A 16,521-nucleotide genomic window follows, 5' to 3' on the forward strand; every position below is an offset into this window, starting at 1 on the left:
TCGTGGCACAGCGCCGTGCCTGATGCTGCCCGGCACTACTGGCCGATCGAGTCCAGGGACGCCGGAATGTTGTCCAGGTAACCCTTGATGTTGCGGGCGGTCTCCGCGACCGAATCTCCGCCGAACTTTTCTGCCACTGCCTCGGCGAGCACCAGGGCCACCATTGCCTCGGCCACGACGCCCGCGGCCGGGACGGCACAGACGTCAGAGCGCTGGTGGTGGGCCTTGGCGGCCTCGCCGGTGCTCACGTCGATGGTCTTCAGGGCGCGCGGAACGGTGGCAATAGGCTTCATCGCGGCACGGACGCGCAGGACGTCGCCGATGCTCATGCCGCCCTCGATGCCGCCCGCCCGGTTGCTGGTGCGGATGATCCGCCCGTCGGAGTCCTTGACGATTTCGTCGTGCGCGGCGGAGCCGCGGCGCGAGGCGGTAAGGAACCCGTCGCCCACCTCCACACCCTTGATGGCCTGGATGCCCATGAGGGCAGCGGCAAGCCGGGAGTCCAGGCGGCGGTCCCAGTGGACGTAGCTGCCAAGTCCGGGGGGAAGGCCGTAGGCCAGCACCTCGACCACGCCGCCCAGGGTTTCGCCTTCCTTGTGCGCGGCGTCGACCTCGGCCACCATGGCGTCCGAGGTTTCCCGGTCGAAGCAGCGGAGCGGATCCGCATCAAGGGCAATGACGTTGTCCGGAACCGGCAACGGCCGTCCTTCGGGCACGGTCACGCTGGCGATCGAGACGGTGTGGCTGACAAGCTCAATGCCCAGCTGCTTGAGGAACTGCGCGGCCACGGTTCCGAGTGCTACGCGGGTGGCGGTTTCGCGGGCGCTGGCCCGTTCCAGAACGGGGCGGGCCTCGTCGAAGCCGTACTTCTGCATTCCCGTGAAGTCCGCGTGTCCGGGGCGGGGCCTGGTCAGTGGTGCGTTGCGCGCCTGGTCGGCGAGGATTTCCGGCGCCACCGGGTCCGCGGCCATGATCTGCTCCCATTTGGGCCATTCGGTGTTGCCCACCTGGATGGCCACGGGACCGCCCTGCGTGATGCCGTGGCGGACGCCGCCAAGCACGGTCACGACGTCCTGCTCGAACTTCATCCGGGCACCGCGGCCGTAGCCGAGGCGCCGACGGGCCAGGGCATCGGCGATCTGGCTGCTGGTGAGTTCTACACCGGCAGGCACGCCTTCAATTATTCCGACCAGTGCCGGGCCATGGGATTCACCGGCAGTCAACCAACGCAACATAAAATCCATCCTGCCACGTAGGGCGGTTAGAACACTCGTCGGGGTGCCCCGACTGCGTCACACATCACATCTATGACATCGGCCGTGACGTCGTCGCCGAGGCCGCTGAAAAACCGCACCTGCTCCACCGCCTGGTACAGCAGCATCTCCAGGCCGGGAACCACGGATCCTCCCCCGTGCTGCCAGACGGAGGCAATCCGGCTGGGCCAGGGATCGTAGGCGACATCGAGCAGGACCCCGGGAGTCGGGGTCCTGAGGCCCGCGAGCTGCTCCGCCAGGGCGTCTGCCCCGTGGGGAGGGAGGGTGGAAATTACGACGTCGGCGGCGGCCATTGCGTCGGCCGCGCCGGTCAGTGGAAGGATACGGACCGGAAGGCCCACGCCGTCGGACGCGGCCCGGGCTTCCGCCGCCCGCCGCACGTCGCGTACGTAAATGTCCGCAGACGGTGCGCCGAGGTCCTTGAGCGCGGCGACTGCAGCCGCAGCTGTGCCGCCGCCGCCCAGGACCACCGCGGACGGTGCGGCGGCCACGCCGGCATGCCGCACGGCGTTCACGATGCCGGCGACGTCGGTGTTGTAGCCGACCCGGCGCACGGAACCGCCTTCGGCTTCAAACACCACGGTGTTCACCACGCCCAGGATGCCTGCCACTCCGCGGACCTCGTCAACCTCGGAAACCATGGCGGTCTTGAGCGGCATGGTGACGGACAGTCCGCGCCAGCCTGGCTCGTTGCGCACGGCCGCCATGAATGCCGGAAGCTCAGGAACGGTCACGTCGATGGCGGAATACGCCACGTCAACGCCCAGGCGGGCGTACGCGGCCCGATGGAGTGCCGGGGACTTCGAATGGCCGATCGGATGCCCAAGGACGGCAGCCTTCAGGGTCACGTGCAGCGTCCCGCATTGGCGGCGCACCAGGTGTTGTATTGCTCCACATACACATTGTGCTCAGCCAGCGTCTTGGAGAACTTCGTCTCCTTGGTGTCCAGGTTGATGGTCACCCAGTACATGTACTCGTTGGCCTTTGGCTTCGCTGCCGCGTCGATGGCGTTCTTGCCCGGTGAACCGATGGGTCCCACCGGAAGACCCTGGTTGGCATACGTGTTGTAGGGGTTCGACTTATCGGCCTTCTGAGCCTCGTCGATGTGGAAGCTCTTGATTCCCAGCCCGTAGGTCACCGTGGCGTCGGACTGGATCAGGCCGGCCGTCTCGGTGTTGTTCGGCTTGAGCCGGTTGTAGATGGCGCCGGCAACATCTCCGTACTCGGCCTGCCCGCCTTCGGCCTGGACGATGCTGGCGACCGTGACGACGTCGTACTGTTTTGCGGGGTCGGTGACTCCCTGCGCCTTCAGCTCGTCAGTCGTAACGGTGACGAGCTTCTGGAGGATCTCCTTGGCCGGCGTCCCCACCGGGAACCGGTGCTCACCGGGGGCCAGGTAGCCTTCCAGGTTCTTGGCCTTCTCCGGCAGCCCGAACTGCGCCGGGGAGTCGCTCAGGGCCTTGAGCTCCGCGACGGGGATTCCGGATCCCTGGGAAATTGCCTGCAACGACTCGCCAATCCGGAGTCCCGCGCTCAGGGCGAAGTACATGACTTTGCCCTCGCCCTTGCCCAGCAGGACGGCCACCGCGTCGGAGTTCTTCATTTCCTGGCGGAACTGGAATTGCCCCGGAGCAATGGTCCCGCCGGAAGCGGTGAGCTCCCGCAGGAAGGTGTCTGCGTTGGCCACGACCTTCTGGTCCTGGAGCTTGGTGGCAACGGACCTGGTGCCTTCGCCGGGCTCCACGGACACGTTCACTTCTCCTGCACCGGGTCCGGGGTAATCGGCGATGGTGTCCGCGCCGAGCAGCGGTTTCAAGAACTGGGCGCCCACCACGAGGGCGGTGACGAAGACCCCAAGCGTCAGCAGGAGCGCCAGCCAGCGGCGGCGGCGGCGCACCTTCTTGGACTTGGCCGGGGCGACGCCAACGGAAGAGGCACCGGCCATCAGCGGGTGGCCGGGTTCGTCAGCGTGATGTTCGTGGTGCTCCGCGGGCGGATAGACGTCGGCGTCGTCGTAGACATGGTGTGCCTCGTCCTCGTGGTGCCCTGCGTAAGCGGCGTTGTCAGCGTAACCGTGCTCTGCGTAGCCGTGCTCCACATACTCGTGGTGCCCGGCGTCGTGGTGCCCGGCTTCCGGGTGCAGCTCAGTGTGCGGGTCGTAGGCATGTGCATCGAACTCCGCGGAGCCTTCGGGGTGCACAGCCTCTTCGTGGTGGAGCGGCGCAGCGGGCGCGGCTTCCTCGGGGTGCACTGCCTCTTCGTGGTGGAGCGGCGCAGCGGGCACGGCATCCTCGGGGTGCACTGCTGCCGCAGGGTGCACAGGACGTTCGTCGTGGAGCGGGACCGCCTGCTGCTGCACCGTGGGCGGCTCCGCCGGCATGGCGGGCGGCACCTGCGGCTCGTCACCGGGTGTCTCGAACGCCTGCGGTGGGACGACGTCATTGCCTTCGGTTGTCAGGAATTTCTCCCTGGCACGAATTTCCTTGCGCGTCAGTTGACGTCCGGAGTCACTGAATTCCTCACCTGAGGACTCGCCGCTGTTGACCGGGCTCACTGTAGCCTTCCATTTTCTGAAGATTGCACATTGTTTCCGGAGACTGCCTGCTCAGCGTTTCCCGCTGCGGCGTCCCCCGAAAGCCCCGTCTGCGAAACCGCGAACACGCGGCTTCCAACATCCGTTCCCCTGGCTTTTTGCATGTCGATCGCGTGCTGCAGAATTCCTGCGGCGGCAACCTGATCCACCACCTTACGGTGATTCCGGCTGCTCATGCCAGCTTCGTGCAGGTTGCGGTGGGCCGTCACCGTGCTCAAACGCTCATCAATAAGCTGCACCGGAATGTCTGACCCGAGTCCCGCAAGGGCTCCGGCCAGAAGTTCCGCGTAGTCCGTAGCCATCCTGGCCGAAGCGTGCTCTTCGCCCTTGAGCGTGCGCGGCAGGCCAACGAAAATCTGGACGGCGCCCAGCTCTGTCGCCAGGGCAGCCAGCACCCGGACGTCCGTGTTCTTCTTGGCATTCCGTTCGAGCGTCTTCAAGGGTGTGGCAAGGATGCCGTCGCGGTCGCAGACGGCAACGCCCACACGGACGGTGCCCACGTCCACCCCCAGTTTGATGCCCCGGGGGTAGGCGTCGGGTGCAGCAGATTCATTCACGGTTCGGTTATCGCCTCGTGATGGCGTCCACGACGGCGGCAAGAGCCGCCGGCACCTTCGAAGCGTCGGTGCCGCCGCCCTGGGCGACGTCGTCCTTGCCTCCGCCGCCGCCGCCGAGGATCCCGGCCGCGAGCCGGACAAGGGCCCCTGCCTTGACACCCGCTGCGCGGGCTTCCTCGTTGGTGGCGACCAGGATGACGGGACGGTCGTTGCTCACGCCGGCCACTGCAACGGCGGCTGCCTCGGACCCCAGCCGGCTGCGCAGGTCAAGGGCCAGTCCGCGGAGGTCGTCAGCGCCGCTGACCTGTCCGGCGTCGTGCGCGATGACCTTTACTCCGGAAGCGTCCTTGGCCGTACCGACCAGCTGCGCCGCGGCAGCGGTCAGCTGCTCCTTGCGCAGGCGCTCCAGTTCCTTCTCAACCGTCTTGAGCTTGGTCAGCGTGGTGGCGATGCGGTCCGCCAGCAGGCCGGAGGGTACCTTCAGCATTTCGGTGAGCTCCGTGACGAGGGCGCGCTCAGCGGCGAGGTGCCGGAACGCCTCCATTCCCACAAAAGCCTCCACGCGGCGGTTTCCGGACCCTACCGACTGATCGCCCAGCAGGGACAGGCTGCCGATGAGCGAGGTGTTGGCCACGTGGGTGCCGCCGCAAAGCTCACGGGACCAGGCGCCGTCGATCTCCACCACGCGGACTTCATTGCCGTAGTTCTCGCCGAAGAGCGCCATGGCGCCGAGGGCCTTGGCCTCTGCCAGTTGCATGACCTTGGTCTCAACGGTGAAGTTGTTACGGATGGCGAGGTTGGAAACTTCCTCGATCTCGGAGCGCGTGGCGGCGCTGAGCCCCTCGCCCCAGGCGAAGTCGAAGCGGAGGTAGCCGGCCTTGTTGTAGGAACCGCGCTGCAGGGCCTCCGGGCCGAGGATCTGGTGCAGGGCCGCGTGCACGATGTGCGTTCCGGTGTGGGCCTGCTCTGCGGAGTGGCGCCGCTCCCGGTCCACTGCGGCCTGCACGAGCGAGTCCGCGCCGATTTCACCCTCGCGGACGATCGCCTTGTGCACGCTCAATCCCTTGACGGGACGCTGGACGTCCAAGACCTCGACGACGAATCCGTCGCCCGTGATCAGACCGGTGTCGGCGGCCTGGCCGCCGGCCTCGGCATAGAACGGGGTCTCCGCGAGGACGAGTTCGATCTCGTCGCCCGTGGAGGCCTGGGAAACCTTGCGGCCGCCGGACAGAATGCCGCGGACCTTCGATTCGCCGGCCAGCTCCGTGTAGCCGGTAAAGACCGTCTCACCCTCGGCCAGCAGCTCCTGGAAGGCGCTGAGGTCGGCGTGGGACCCCTTCTTGCCCTTGGCGTCGGCCTGGGCGCGCTGGCGCTGCTCGAGCATCAGCTTGCGGAACTCGGGCTCGTCAACCTTGAGGCCGGCTTCTTCGGCCATTTCCAGGGTCAGGTCGATCGGGAAACCGTAGGTGTCGTGCAGGGCAAAGGCATCGGCACCGGACAGCGGCCGGCCGGCTTCCTTGGAATCCTTCACGGCGTCCTCGAGGCGCGCGGTGCCGGACGCGATGGTGCGCAGGAACGCCTTCTCTTCGGCGTAGGCGATGCGGCTGATGCGTTCGAAGTCGGTCTCCACTACGGGGTAGACGCCCTTCATGGCGTCCCGCGAGGCCGGCAACAGCTCGGGCAGGCAGGCCTTTTCGACGCCGAGGAGGCGCATGGAGCGCACGGCACGGCGGATGAGACGGCGCAGCACGTAGCCACGGCCCTCGTTGGAGGGCGTCACGCCGTCGGCGATCAGCATGAGCGAGGAGCGGATGTGGTCGGCAACAACACGCATCCGGACGTCGTCGGTGTGGTGGGGGTCCTCGGCGGATTCCGCCGAGGTGTACTCCCGGCCGGAGAGTGCCGCGGCCCGGTCGATCACGGGACGGACCTGATCGGTCTCGTACATGTTCTCGACGTCCTGCAGGATCATCGCGAGGCGCTCCATGCCGAGGCCGGTGTCGATGTTTTTCTTAGGCAGTTCGCCGGTGATGTCGAAGTCCACCTTCGAGCGGACGTTATCGATCTGGTACTGCATGAACACCAGGTTCCAGATTTCCACGTAACGGTTCTCGTCGGCGATGGGGCCGCCCTCGACACCATAGGACGGGCCGCGGTCGTAGTAGATCTCGGAGCAGGGACCGGCCGGGCCGGGCTGGCCGGTGGACCAGTAGTTGTCCGCCTTGCCCATCCGCTGGATCCGCTCTGCCGGCATGCCGGTGTTCTTGAGCCACAGCTGCTCGGCTTCGTCATCCTCTTCGTAGACGGTAACCCACAGCTTCTCGGGCGGCAGGCCGTAGCCGCCATCGGCAACACTCGTGGTGAGCAGTTCCCAGGCGAACTTGATGGCGTCTTCCTTGAAGTAGTCGCCGAAGGAGAAGTTGCCGCACATCTGGAAGAAGGTGCCGTGCCGTGCCGTCTTGCCGACTTCCTCGATGTCACCCGTGCGGATGCACTTCTGCACGCTGGTGGCCCGGTTGTAAGGCGCCTCTTCGCGTGCCGTCAGGTACGGAATGAACGGGACCATGCCGGCCACCGTGAACAGCAGGGAGGGGTCGCTGGAAACCAGGGACGCCGAAGGCACCGCCGTGTGGCCTTTGCTGACAAAAAAGTCGATCCAGCGCTTGGTGATCTCCTGCGACTTCATAACCTGGTTACTTACCCTTCTTGGTTCACGCGTTCTGCCGCGCGACAGTTTGATTCTGATGGCCAGTACCGGAACAACGGATACTGCCCGTTTAATTCTCCCGCAGCGGCGGCTAGCGCCGCACCATGTCCTGGGATTCGATGCCCAGGGCTGCCCTCAGGTCGGTTTCCCGTTCCTGCATGCCTTCACGGACGGCGTCGGCGAAATCGTAGATGCCGTCGGCCAGCCGGCCCACGGCCCGGTTGAGGCCTTCGGGCCCCAGGGTGGTCTGCGCCTCGGTGATCTTGCGGAAGGCGATCACGCCAATGGCGACGCCGATTCCCATCCAGAGGATTCTTTTCATTGAGTGCTCCGTCGGAATTAGCGGCTGCGGCGGCCGGTGGCGGGTTTCTTGCGGGCGGAGAGGGCGGAGCGGACTCCGTAGCTGAACGCTGCCACCTTGATCAGCGGCGATCCGACAGTGGCCGCCACCAGGGACGACAACGCGGAAATATTGGCGGAGGCGTCCGAGACGTTGGACGAGATGCCGTCAACCTTCTTGAGCTGCTGGTTGGTGGTGGAAACCGTGGCGGTCACTTCGTCCATGAGCGGCGTAGCGCCGTCGCTGATCGCACGGATGGACGTCCGGACTTCGTCGAAAACCCGTCCGAGCTTCAGGATGGGCACGGCGAGTATCAGCACGAGGAGCGCAAACACCCCTGCCGCGATCAGGCCGGCAATATCGCCACCAGACATAGACGTTCATCTCCTTGTGTTTCCGTGGACTGCGGCGGGTCCCGCAGCAGCCTGATGGCCGCCCTTGCGGAACTCCCCCCAGTACCTTACATACAAAGAAGCCCGCGGCGCTTGCCACGGGCTTCTCTGTATACGCTGCTGGTATTTAGCGTGCGTAGAATTCGACGACGAGCTGCTCTTCGCAGGTTACGGGAACCTCGGAGCGCTTCGGGCGACGAACCAGGCGAGCCTGCAGGGCGTCGAGCTTGACGTCCAGGTAAGCCGGAACCTGGGGCAGGACGTCGCGGTGCGCGCCGGCCGCTGCAACCTGGAACGGAGGCATGGTTTCGCTGCGGCTGTGAACGTGGACCAGCTGGCCCTCGCCGACGCGGAAGGACGGGCGGTCAACGCGGATGCCGTCAACCAGGATGTGGCGGTGCACAACCAGCTGGCGGGCCTGGGCGATGGTGCGGGCGAAGCCGGCACGCAGCACCAGGGCGTCGAGACGCATTTCGAGCAGTTCGATCAGGTTTTCACCGGTCAGGCCCTTGGTGCGGCGTGCTTCTTCGAAGGCACGGGTCATCTGGGCTTCGCGGATACCGTACTGGGCGCGCAGACGCTGCTTTTCGCGCAGACGTACGGCGTAGTCGGAGTCCTGCTTCTTGCGGGCACGGCCATGCTCACCGGGGCCGTACGGGCGGCGCTCCATGTACTTGGCGGCCTTGGGGGTCAGAGCAATGCCGAGTGCACGCGAGAGGCGTGCGGTACGGCGAGCACGAGTGTTGTTAGCCACTTGTGTCCTTCCAATATCTGCGGTGTGTCAGTGTTACTGGCCTCCACGATGGAGAGCATCGGCCAACCGCCGCCTTTTGCTACTGGGCACAGGGCATAACCTCAACAAAGTTAATTTGGTGGATTGCGCGTCCGTGCCTTGCCAGACAACGAACTATCCTACCATGATGCGGCCTGCCCCCACCGACGCCTGCTGTCAGATCCGCGCGTGGACTCCGCGGCTTGCCTGCCGGCCGAAGGAAGCGGCGCCCAGGAACTCGACGGCGATGAACGGCTTGTCGCCCACCACCCACTCATCGTGGCCGGGAGGCAGCGTGTAGGTGTCGTTGGCATGGATCGTCGAACGGACACCGTCGGAGGTTTCCACCTCCATCACACCGGACACGCAGAATCCGAGGTGGTTGTGCTGGCAGAAGTCGGTTTTCTCGAACGGTTTGATGCTTTCGGACCACCGCCAGCCGGGGTTGAGGATCAGCCGGGCCACTGAGTAGTCGTTGACGGTGACAAGGTCGAATTCCGCCTTGTCCGGGCACCGTTTCTTGTCCGGGAGATCGAAGGACTTAACGGATACTGCTGTGACGAAATTTACGGACATGGGACACTACCTGAAGACTGGGACGGAGACGCATAAAGGTTGTGCCAAGCAAATTCTGTGCCGGCCGCCGACCTGGGGCCTGAGGATGCGAGTAACCGGCATTTGTGCGATGTCCCCCTCAAGGCACGCACGTCCAACAGATCTGTGCTGGCGTAATTCAACGTTAGCCCTCCCCCGCCGGAAGTCAACGGGGCGGACGCCGGCGGCTGTCCGCCGCGGCAGTCCGGGTCCCGGCGCCATCCCTCAGCCGCCGCGGATGATCTTCCGGAGCCGCTCCAGCCGGGTGGAAATATCGCGTTCGGCGCCATTCGCGGTGGGCTGGTAGTAGTCCCGGCCGACGAGGTCGTCCGGCGGATACTGCTGTGTGGCCACGCCGTGCGGGGCGTCGTGCGCGTATTTATAGCCCTGGCCGTGCCCGAGTTGTTTGGATCCCGGATAGTGCGCGTCCCGCAGGTGCGCCGGGATGCCGTTGCCCAGGCCCGCCCGGACGTCGGCAGTGGCTTTGTTGATGCCCATGTACGCGGCGTTGGACTTCGGGGCCGTTGCCAGGTGGACGACCGCCTCGGCAAGCACAATCCGCCCCTCGGGCATGCCGATCAGCTGCACGGCCTGCGCCGCGGCGACGGCGGTCTGCAGCGCGGTGGGATCCGCCATGCCGACATCCTCCGCGGCCGAGATCACGATCCGCCGGGCGATGAATCTCGCGTCCTCCCCCGCTTCCAGCATGCGTGCCAGGTAGTGCAATGCGGCATCCACGTCGGATCCGCGAATGGATTTGATGAAGGCGCTCGCGACGTCGTAGTGCTGGTCACCCGCGCGGTCGTACCTGACGGCGGCAACATCAAGGGCGCGTTCGGTGTGCCGCAGTTCCACGGCCACCGGGCCCTCGTCGGCGTCGTCTGCGTCACCGAACGCCACACCGGCAGCCGCCTCCAGCGCTGTCAGCGCGCGGCGAGCGTCCCCGCCGGACAACCTGACAAGGTGGGCCAGTGCCTCTTCGCTGAGCTTGACCGCGCTGTTCAGCCCGCGGGGATCAGCCACGGCCCGCTGGACCAGCCCCTCGACGTCGGCATCCGTCAGGGGGCGGAGCGTGAGCAGCAGCGAACGGGACAGCAACGGGGAGACCACCGAGAAGGACGGATTCTCGGTGGTTGCAGCCACGAGCACCACCCAGCGGTTTTCTACGCCAGGCAGCAGCGCGTCCTGCTGGGCTTTGTTGAAGCGGTGGATCTCGTCGAGGAAAAGCACGGTGGTGGTCTTGTAAAGGTCCCGGGCCGTGAGCGCCTCGTCCATCACGCGGCGTACGTCCTTGACGCCCGCGGTGATTGCGGAAAGTTCGACGAACTTCCGGCCCGGACCCTTGGCGATCACATGCGCGAGAGTGGTCTTTCCTGTTCCCGGGGGTCCCCACAGGATGAGTGATGTCGGTCCCGCGGGTCCGGAGGAGTCGGCTCCTGCGCCGGCGGCCAGCTGGCGCAGCGGCGATCCCTGCCCCAGCAGGTGCTGCTGGCCCACGACGTCGTCAAGGGTCCTCGGCCGCATCCGCACGGCCAGCGGGCTCCGGGGCTGCGTCCGCCCGGCGGCCGGCCCGGAAACCGCCGACCCGGACGGCGCCGCCGTTCCGTCGTCGTCGTTGTCCGGCCCTTGGCCAAAGAGATCATCCACATAGATAGGCTACTTCTAGTTCATCACCCCACTAACAACGGAGACCCGCGAAATGCCCACCCCAGACTCCCGTGTGGCGTTCGTCTCCGGTGAGCGCCTGCCCGGCTGGGTGGAGCGTTTCGCTGCCAGCCACGGCAGCGTCGCCGCGGAAGAGGTCGACGGCGGCCTGCAACTGTCCGCGGCGGACGGTGCCGTGGCGCTGCTGCAGCCGCCGTGGCCTGCGGACGGACGGCCCGGCAGCGGCCGCGATGCCGTGCCTCGCATGGCATCGCTGGCCGCCCAGTCCCGGACGCTCGGGCTGGTGCTGGTCCGCCGCGGCGGATACTCCGTGGCCGTGGTCCGTGACGGTGCCGCCCTGGCCGCGAAGACCGGCACCCGCCACATCCCGTCCAGGACCGCTGCCGGCGGCTGGTCCCAGCAGCGCTTCGCCCGGCGGCGGGCCAACCAGGCGGATGCGCTGGTGGAGGCAGTCGCAGAGCACGCCGGCCGGATCTTCAGCGAGCACCGGATCGAATATCTGGTGCCGGGCGGCGACCGGGCCCTGGCGGAACAGGTACTCGGCGAACCGGCGTTGAAACGCTACGCGGCGCTGACCCGGCTGCCGTTCCTGGATGTCCCGGATCCGCGCGCCGCCGTGTTGAAGCAGGCCGCGGCGGACGCCTGCTCGGTGCGGATCCTGGTGACCGATCCGGCTTAGCGTTTCCTGCTCGTTGCGCACTACTGCAACAGGCGCACTCAGGCTACTCATCAGGTAGGCGTGGCCTCCTGAGAGTTCGCGCGTGCAAGGAACAAGTAGTCACCACTCGTTTCTGCCAAATATTCCCAAAGTTAGACTCACTCCATCAATTCGTCTCACGTCTCGAATAATAGCGGGGGGTCGCTCAATGGATGCCTTTATGGAATCGGTCGCGAATGTTCGGCAATTCCGCTACGGTGTCTTTTCATTGACTATCCGCGCCCCGTGGACAAGGGCAGCGTGATGAAAAAGTCACCTCGAATTAGCGGCATCATTGCGGCAACCCTTGCGCTCCTGTTTACGGCAAACTATTTAGCCGGCGATCCACGGGTTGCCTCCGCCGCCGAACCCGTGAATTTGGTGAAGAATCCCTCGCTGGAACTAGGCAACGGCCAGCCCACCTGTTTCAAGCCCTCAGGCTGGGGAACACCAGGAAAGTGGGCCTTCGCCCAAGGCCGCAACGGCGGCCGATCTTATGGGGTGACGGTCACTGGGTACACCCAGGGGGATCGCAAGCTGCTTCAGACGGAGAGCATTGACTGCGCCCCCAAGGTCACCGCGGGACAAACCTACGAGATGGGCATCTGGTACAAGTCCACCGCATCTGTGTCGCTCACCGTCTTCCGGCATACTGCGCAGGGGTGGAGCTATTGGGGCGACATCGAGCGGCAGGCGCCAGCGGTCGGCTGGACCCTTGCCGCCGCCACTACTCCGGTAGTTCCTGAAGGTACCGATCAAATTGCCTTCGGCCTTTCGCTCTCGGCTAATGGGACGTTAATCACCGACGACTATTCATTAGTGCAAAATGTGGTTACTGAACCGGTGCCGAACACGGGGCAACTTGTTATTAATGGCAACTTGGCCGCCGGTGCGCAAATGCCGACCTGCTTTAGCATAGGCGGCTGGGGAAATCGCCAGTTGACCTCTTCACTGTCCACCGATGTGCCCGCAAATTCAACCGTCGGCACCCGGTCGCAGGACCTGACAATTGCTTCCTACGTTTCCGGCGACGCGAAACTCATTCAGTCGGAGCAGGCCGGCTGCGCCCCCGCCGTCGTACCTGGAGCGCAATACGACCTCAAAGTCGATTACAAGACAACCGCCGTTCCAGGCACAAACCTGACGGTCTTCGCTCACACTGCCACGGGCTGGCAATACTGGACCGACCTGAAGACGCTGCCGGCCAGTGCGGCCTGGACCACGGCCCAGGCACGGACCCCGGTGATACCCCAGGGCGTTGACCGGATCTCCTTTGGTTTGTCCCTCAGCGCCAACGGTTCGCTGAAGACCACCAACTACTCCATGGTCAAGTACGACCCTTCACCGCCTCCGGTTGCCGGCGGACCGGAACTCGTGGGCTCGTGGGACGTCCTGACCACCCAGCTCCCCATCCGCGCCATCCATTCGACCCTGCTTCATGACGGGCGCCTGCTGCTGATCGCGGGTTCGGGGAACGACGGGGCAGCCTTCACGGCGGGATCGTTCAAGGCCGTGGTCTGGACGCCAAGCACCAACGCCTTCAAGGACGTCCCGGTCCCCTACGACATGTTCTGCGCCGGCCACGTGACCCTGCCTGACGGCAAGGTCCTGCTGGCTGGCGGCACTGAAGCCTTCCCGGCCGGCACTGACGGACCGACCGCATTCAAGGGCGCGAAGAAGAGCTACTACTTCGATCCGGCAGACGACCAGTTCCACCAGATCGGCGATATGACCGGCGCCCACTGGTACCCGTCGCTTACCAAGCTGGGTAACGGGGATGTGTGGTCCGCGGGCGGAATCGACGAGCAGGCTCAGGGAACCGTCCTGACGGAAATGTTTGACACCTCGGCTATGGATTGGCTGCCGCAGAACCAGGTCCCGCAGACGTGGAGCTACTGGGGCACCTACCCGCACATGTTCCTGCTGGACGACGGCAAAATGTTCTATACGGGCGGCCATACCTTCGGAAACGGCCTGCCCGGCACCGGCGCCAGGGTATACGACTGGACCACGGCGCAGATGTGGGACGTCCCGGGGCTACGGCAAAAGGATATGAGGGACCAGGCCGGTTCCGTCTTCATCGGGCCCGCCCAGGACCAGAAGCTGATGATTGTGGGCGGCGGTAATACGGACGGAAACGCCCCGGGCATCAACCTCGTGGACATCATCGACTTCAAGCAGGCAACACCTGCTTACGTCCCCGGCCCGGACCTTCCCGGGCCCGGCAAGACGTACGTCAACTTGGTCAATCTTCCGGACCGGACGGTGCTCGCGGCGAACGGCGCGCAACTGAACCGCGCCGGCAATGTTCAGACCGCTTCCCTGTACAACCCCGTGAGCAACTCCTGGAAGGAAATCGGGGCTGATCCGGTGGGACGCAACTACCACTCGACGTCGATCCTGCTGCCCGACGGCAAGGTGGCCATCCTGGGTTCGAATCCGCTGGACAACTCCTTCGAGCTTCGGATCTCCGTCTACAGCCCGCCCTACCTGTTCAAAGGCACGCGCCCCACGGTCACGGCTGTTCCGGGATCGGCACGCTATGGCCAGACCATTGAACTGGGGGTCGCGGGCAACGTCTCCTCCGCCTCCCTCATGTCGCCGATGTCCGCAACCCATCAGACGGACACCAACGCCCGTCTGGTCGACCTCCCCATCGCAGGAACAGGCGGCAGCCGCACAGCACAGATACCGGACAACCCGAACCTTCTTCCACCGGGACCCTACATGCTTTCGGTCCTCGATACTGACGGCGTCCCCAGCATCTCCAAGTGGGTGTGGATCTCATGATGAATCTCAGGAAAGTAGACCGGCGCACACCAGGCCGCGGCAGGCGCTGGACCACTGTGCTGGCCACTACAGGCCTTGCCGTGGCGGCCGTCGTGACATGGGGCGGCATATCCGCCGTCTCCACCGTGGCGACAGTTGATGCTGCCGCACACCTGGCCGCGGCCCCGGGGGAACCCCTGCCTGCACCAGTACCGGCGTCAGTGTCCGGCGGGACGGCCGGCCCCACACACCACGACTCCGCCGCACGGCCGGCGGGCCAACCGGAGGTACTCCCGGAGAGTGCCCGGAACGACAGCACTGCGGCGGGCCGCGCTGATGAAGCACCCGGGCTCGGGAACAGGGCTGAGGTTTCACTCAGTGAGGCTGCAGGGGCTGAAGTAGGTCCGGCAGCAGGCGCCAGGCGCGACGGCCGGGACCGTTCGTCCGGCCTCGCGGAGCAAGCTGCCGTGGACCCGGCCGCGGTGCTGGGCTCCGGGGACGTTTCCCTTGGCGGCTGCCTCCCCCAGTACGGCGCGGACGGCCAGTGCCTGCCCGCTGTTCCGCCAAGCCAAAGCCAGCATCTCCAGGACATGAAGAGCGCAGGCATGGACCCCGGTTCGATGGCCCACGACTGGAACTGCGCTGAAGTCCGCGAGTACTTCCCGAATGGCATCGTCGTCCGGCAGGAAGGCGTCGACCCCCAGAAGCTGGACCCGAACGACGACGGGATGGCCTGCGGCCCGGCCGACTGAGCACAGCACTGCACCCCGAGCCGCCCCCACCTGAGTTTCACCCACCAAGCCATTCCCGGCCCGCCACCTTTCATTGGAGCTACCCCATGCCCGTTTCCGTGCTGGCCAGCGCCCTGGTCGTCCTGATCGCTTTGGCGTTGTTCGCCATTGCGTTGTCCACCCTGTACCTCAATACGTATGCGTGGTGGGATCCCAAGACCCAAATCCGCACGTCCTACTCGGGCCTGCAGGAGACGGAAGCGTGCTCCTTCTCGCTGATCATGCCGTGCAGGAACGAGCGGGAGGACGTGATGCGGGCCACCCTTTCAGCGCTGCTGGCCCAGACGCATTCCCGCAAGGAAGTGGTCATCTCGGTGGGCCACGACGACCCGGAAACCGTTCAGACGGCGTACAAGCTCGCCAGTGAACACCCGGACCTCGTCCGGGTAAGCGTGGACGTCAGTGAAACCAAGAACAAACCACGGCAGCTCAACAAGGCGCTGTCCATGTGCCGCAACAGCGTGGTGGGCGTGTTCGATGCCGAATCGATCGCGGCGAAAGAGTTACTGGCCCACATTGACAGCGTTTTCGCGACGAAGAATGCCGACGTGGTCCAAGGGGCCGTCCAGCTCATCAACTACCGTGACACCTGGTACTCACTGCGTAACTGCCTGGAGTACTTCACGTGGTTCAGGTCCCGGTTGCATGCCCACTCCCGGCAGGGGTTCATTCCCTTGGGCGGCAACACAGTGTTCATCAAACGTGAGCTCCTCAACGAAGTCCGCGGCTGGGACGGGAACTGCCTTGCCGAGGATTGCGACCTGGGGGTCCGACTATCCACCCTCGGCCGGAAAATCATCGTTGCCTACTCCCCCGAACTGGTCACCCGCGAGGAGACTCCGGACACCCTTAAGGCCCTGGTGCGCCAGCGGACCCGCTGGTCGCTGGGCTTCATGCAGGTATTCGCCAAAGGCGACTGGAAGAACCTGCCCACCCGAAAGATGCGTGCCATTGCCTGGTGGACGCTGATGCAGCAGCACTTCATGGCCTTCGCCGGCGTCTGCATTCCCGTGGCAATCTTCGCAGCAGTGTGGGGCGGGTTCCCGCTCGTTGTCACGCTCGTGGCCTTCCTCCCCCTCATCCCCACCCTGGCGACCATTGCCTTCGACATCTGCATGCTCCAGGAATTCGGCCGGGACCATAAGTTCACCATCATCTGGTACGACTACCTGCGCCTCATTGTCGGCACACCCCTCTACCAGCTGGTACTTGCGTTTTCCGCCCTGCGCGCCCTGCTCAAGTTCATCCGCCGCGACTTCGGCTGGGAAAAGACCGACCACTCGGGCGCGCATCTTTCCTACCTCGAACCCGCGGCGGCCGCCCCGGTCCGTCCCTAAATTCACCCCCGTCCGTCCCTAGATTCGAAGCAA

14 protein-coding genes are annotated in these 16,521 nt (G+C 65.4%); 4 read left to right on the forward strand and 10 right to left on the reverse strand.

The window, feature by feature from the left end; translation table 11 throughout:
- Nucleotides 1-35: 35 nt before the first annotated feature.
- From aroC to ASF98_RS15230, 10 genes are all read right to left on the reverse strand, one after another.
- Nucleotides 36-1,235: a chorismate synthase gene (gene aroC / locus ASF98_RS15185; protein WP_028269114.1), complete on the reverse strand. Its 1,200-nt coding sequence runs from the start codon at nucleotides 1,233-1,235 to the stop codon at nucleotides 36-38.
- Nucleotides 1,236-1,261: 26 nt separating this feature from the next.
- Nucleotides 1,262-2,122 carry a shikimate dehydrogenase gene (locus tag ASF98_RS15190; RefSeq protein ID WP_055803254.1) on the reverse strand — a complete coding sequence of 287 codons (861 nt, stop codon included), beginning with the start codon at nucleotides 2,120-2,122 and terminating at the stop codon, nucleotides 1,262-1,264.
- The gene (mltG, locus tag ASF98_RS15195; RefSeq protein WP_082506890.1) at nucleotides 2,119-3,654 is read right to left on the reverse strand and encodes an endolytic transglycosylase MltG; all 1,536 of its coding nucleotides are present in this window, start codon (nucleotides 3,652-3,654) and stop codon (nucleotides 2,119-2,121) included. The genes ASF98_RS15190 and mltG overlap by 4 nt, the downstream gene beginning before the upstream one ends.
- A 170-nt stretch (nucleotides 3,655-3,824) precedes the next feature.
- Nucleotides 3,825-4,424 carry a Holliday junction resolvase RuvX gene (gene ruvX / locus ASF98_RS15200; RefSeq protein ID WP_055803259.1) on the reverse strand — a complete coding sequence of 200 codons (600 nt, stop codon included), beginning with the start codon at nucleotides 4,422-4,424 and terminating at the stop codon, nucleotides 3,825-3,827.
- A gap of 7 nt (nucleotides 4,425-4,431) precedes the next feature.
- Complete coding sequence (alaS, locus tag ASF98_RS15205) at nucleotides 4,432-7,110, reverse strand: alanine--tRNA ligase (RefSeq protein ID WP_055803261.1); 2,679 nt, start codon at nucleotides 7,108-7,110, stop codon at nucleotides 4,432-4,434.
- A gap of 112 nt (nucleotides 7,111-7,222) precedes the next feature.
- Nucleotides 7,223-7,453 carry a DUF6167 family protein gene (locus ASF98_RS15210; RefSeq protein WP_028269109.1) on the reverse strand — a complete coding sequence of 77 codons (231 nt, stop codon included), beginning with the start codon at nucleotides 7,451-7,453 and terminating at the stop codon, nucleotides 7,223-7,225.
- A gap of 17 nt (nucleotides 7,454-7,470) precedes the next feature.
- The gene (locus ASF98_RS15215) at nucleotides 7,471-7,845 is read right to left on the reverse strand and encodes a DUF948 domain-containing protein (protein ID WP_028269108.1); all 375 of its coding nucleotides are present in this window, start codon (nucleotides 7,843-7,845) and stop codon (nucleotides 7,471-7,473) included.
- 145 nt (nucleotides 7,846-7,990) lie between these two features.
- The gene (rpsD, locus tag ASF98_RS15220; RefSeq protein ID WP_011692125.1) at nucleotides 7,991-8,617 is read right to left on the reverse strand and encodes a 30S ribosomal protein S4; all 627 of its coding nucleotides are present in this window, start codon (nucleotides 8,615-8,617) and stop codon (nucleotides 7,991-7,993) included.
- A gap of 195 nt (nucleotides 8,618-8,812) precedes the next feature.
- Nucleotides 8,813-9,211 carry a cupin domain-containing protein gene (locus ASF98_RS15225; RefSeq protein ID WP_055803264.1) on the reverse strand — a complete coding sequence of 133 codons (399 nt, stop codon included), beginning with the start codon at nucleotides 9,209-9,211 and terminating at the stop codon, nucleotides 8,813-8,815.
- A gap of 243 nt (nucleotides 9,212-9,454) precedes the next feature.
- Nucleotides 9,455-10,876, reverse strand: coding sequence for a replication-associated recombination protein A (locus ASF98_RS15230; protein ID WP_028269106.1), 1,422 nt, complete (start codon nucleotides 10,874-10,876; stop codon nucleotides 9,455-9,457).
- 52 nt (nucleotides 10,877-10,928) lie between these two features.
- On the opposite strand from ASF98_RS15230, the gene ASF98_RS15235 reads away from it, so the two are divergent.
- The 4 genes from ASF98_RS15235 (at nucleotide 10,929) to ASF98_RS15250 (ending at nucleotide 16,488) form a co-directional block, all read left to right on the forward strand.
- On the forward strand, nucleotides 10,929-11,573 hold the full coding sequence (locus tag ASF98_RS15235) for an acVLRF1 family peptidyl-tRNA hydrolase (RefSeq protein WP_055803267.1): 645 nt from the start codon (nucleotides 10,929-10,931) through the stop codon (nucleotides 11,571-11,573).
- 957 nt (nucleotides 11,574-12,530) lie between these two features.
- Nucleotides 12,531-14,381, forward strand: a complete 1,851-nt coding sequence (locus ASF98_RS15240; protein WP_235506037.1) for a galactose oxidase early set domain-containing protein — start codon at nucleotides 12,531-12,533, stop codon at nucleotides 14,379-14,381.
- Nucleotides 14,381-15,112: a hypothetical protein gene (locus tag ASF98_RS15245; protein WP_055803270.1), complete on the forward strand. Its 732-nt coding sequence runs from the start codon at nucleotides 14,381-14,383 to the stop codon at nucleotides 15,110-15,112. Before ASF98_RS15240 ends, ASF98_RS15245 begins: the two co-directional genes overlap by 1 nt.
- Before the next feature lie 86 nt (nucleotides 15,113-15,198).
- A complete protein-coding gene (locus ASF98_RS15250) occupies nucleotides 15,199-16,488 on the forward strand; it encodes a glycosyltransferase (protein WP_055803274.1) in 1,290 nt (429 codons plus the stop codon).
- Nucleotides 16,489-16,521 lie beyond the last annotated feature (33 nt).

Origin of the sequence: Arthrobacter sp. Leaf337, assembly GCF_001423745.1 — a bacterium.
In the GTDB taxonomy this organism is placed as follows: domain Bacteria; phylum Actinomycetota; class Actinomycetes; order Actinomycetales; family Micrococcaceae; genus Arthrobacter.

What these genes read in the sequence shown, in the direction of transcription:
- alaS (WP_055803261.1), bottom strand. Translation starts at nt 7,110, where the DNA reads ATGAAGTCGCAGGAGATCACCAAGCGCTGGATCGACTTTTTTGTCAGC.
- ASF98_RS15245 (WP_055803270.1), top strand. Translation starts at nt 14,381, where the DNA reads ATGAATCTCAGGAAAGTAGACCGGCGCACACCAGGCCGCGGCAGGCGC.
- mltG (WP_082506890.1), bottom strand. Translation starts at nt 3,654, where the DNA reads ATGCCGGCGGAGCCGCCCACGGTGCAGCAGCAGGCGGTCCCGCTCCAC.
- ASF98_RS15210 (WP_028269109.1), bottom strand. Translation starts at nt 7,453, where the DNA reads ATGAAAAGAATCCTCTGGATGGGAATCGGCGTCGCCATTGGCGTGATC.
- ASF98_RS15250 (WP_055803274.1), top strand. Translation starts at nt 15,199, where the DNA reads ATGCCCGTTTCCGTGCTGGCCAGCGCCCTGGTCGTCCTGATCGCTTTG.
- ASF98_RS15225 (WP_055803264.1), bottom strand. Translation starts at nt 9,211, where the DNA reads ATGTCCGTAAATTTCGTCACAGCAGTATCCGTTAAGTCCTTCGATCTC.
- aroC (WP_028269114.1), bottom strand. Translation starts at nt 1,235, where the DNA reads ATGTTGCGTTGGTTGACTGCCGGTGAATCCCATGGCCCGGCACTGGTC.
- ASF98_RS15215 (WP_028269108.1), bottom strand. Translation starts at nt 7,845, where the DNA reads ATGTCTGGTGGCGATATTGCCGGCCTGATCGCGGCAGGGGTGTTTGCG.
- ASF98_RS15235 (WP_055803267.1), top strand. Translation starts at nt 10,929, where the DNA reads ATGCCCACCCCAGACTCCCGTGTGGCGTTCGTCTCCGGTGAGCGCCTG.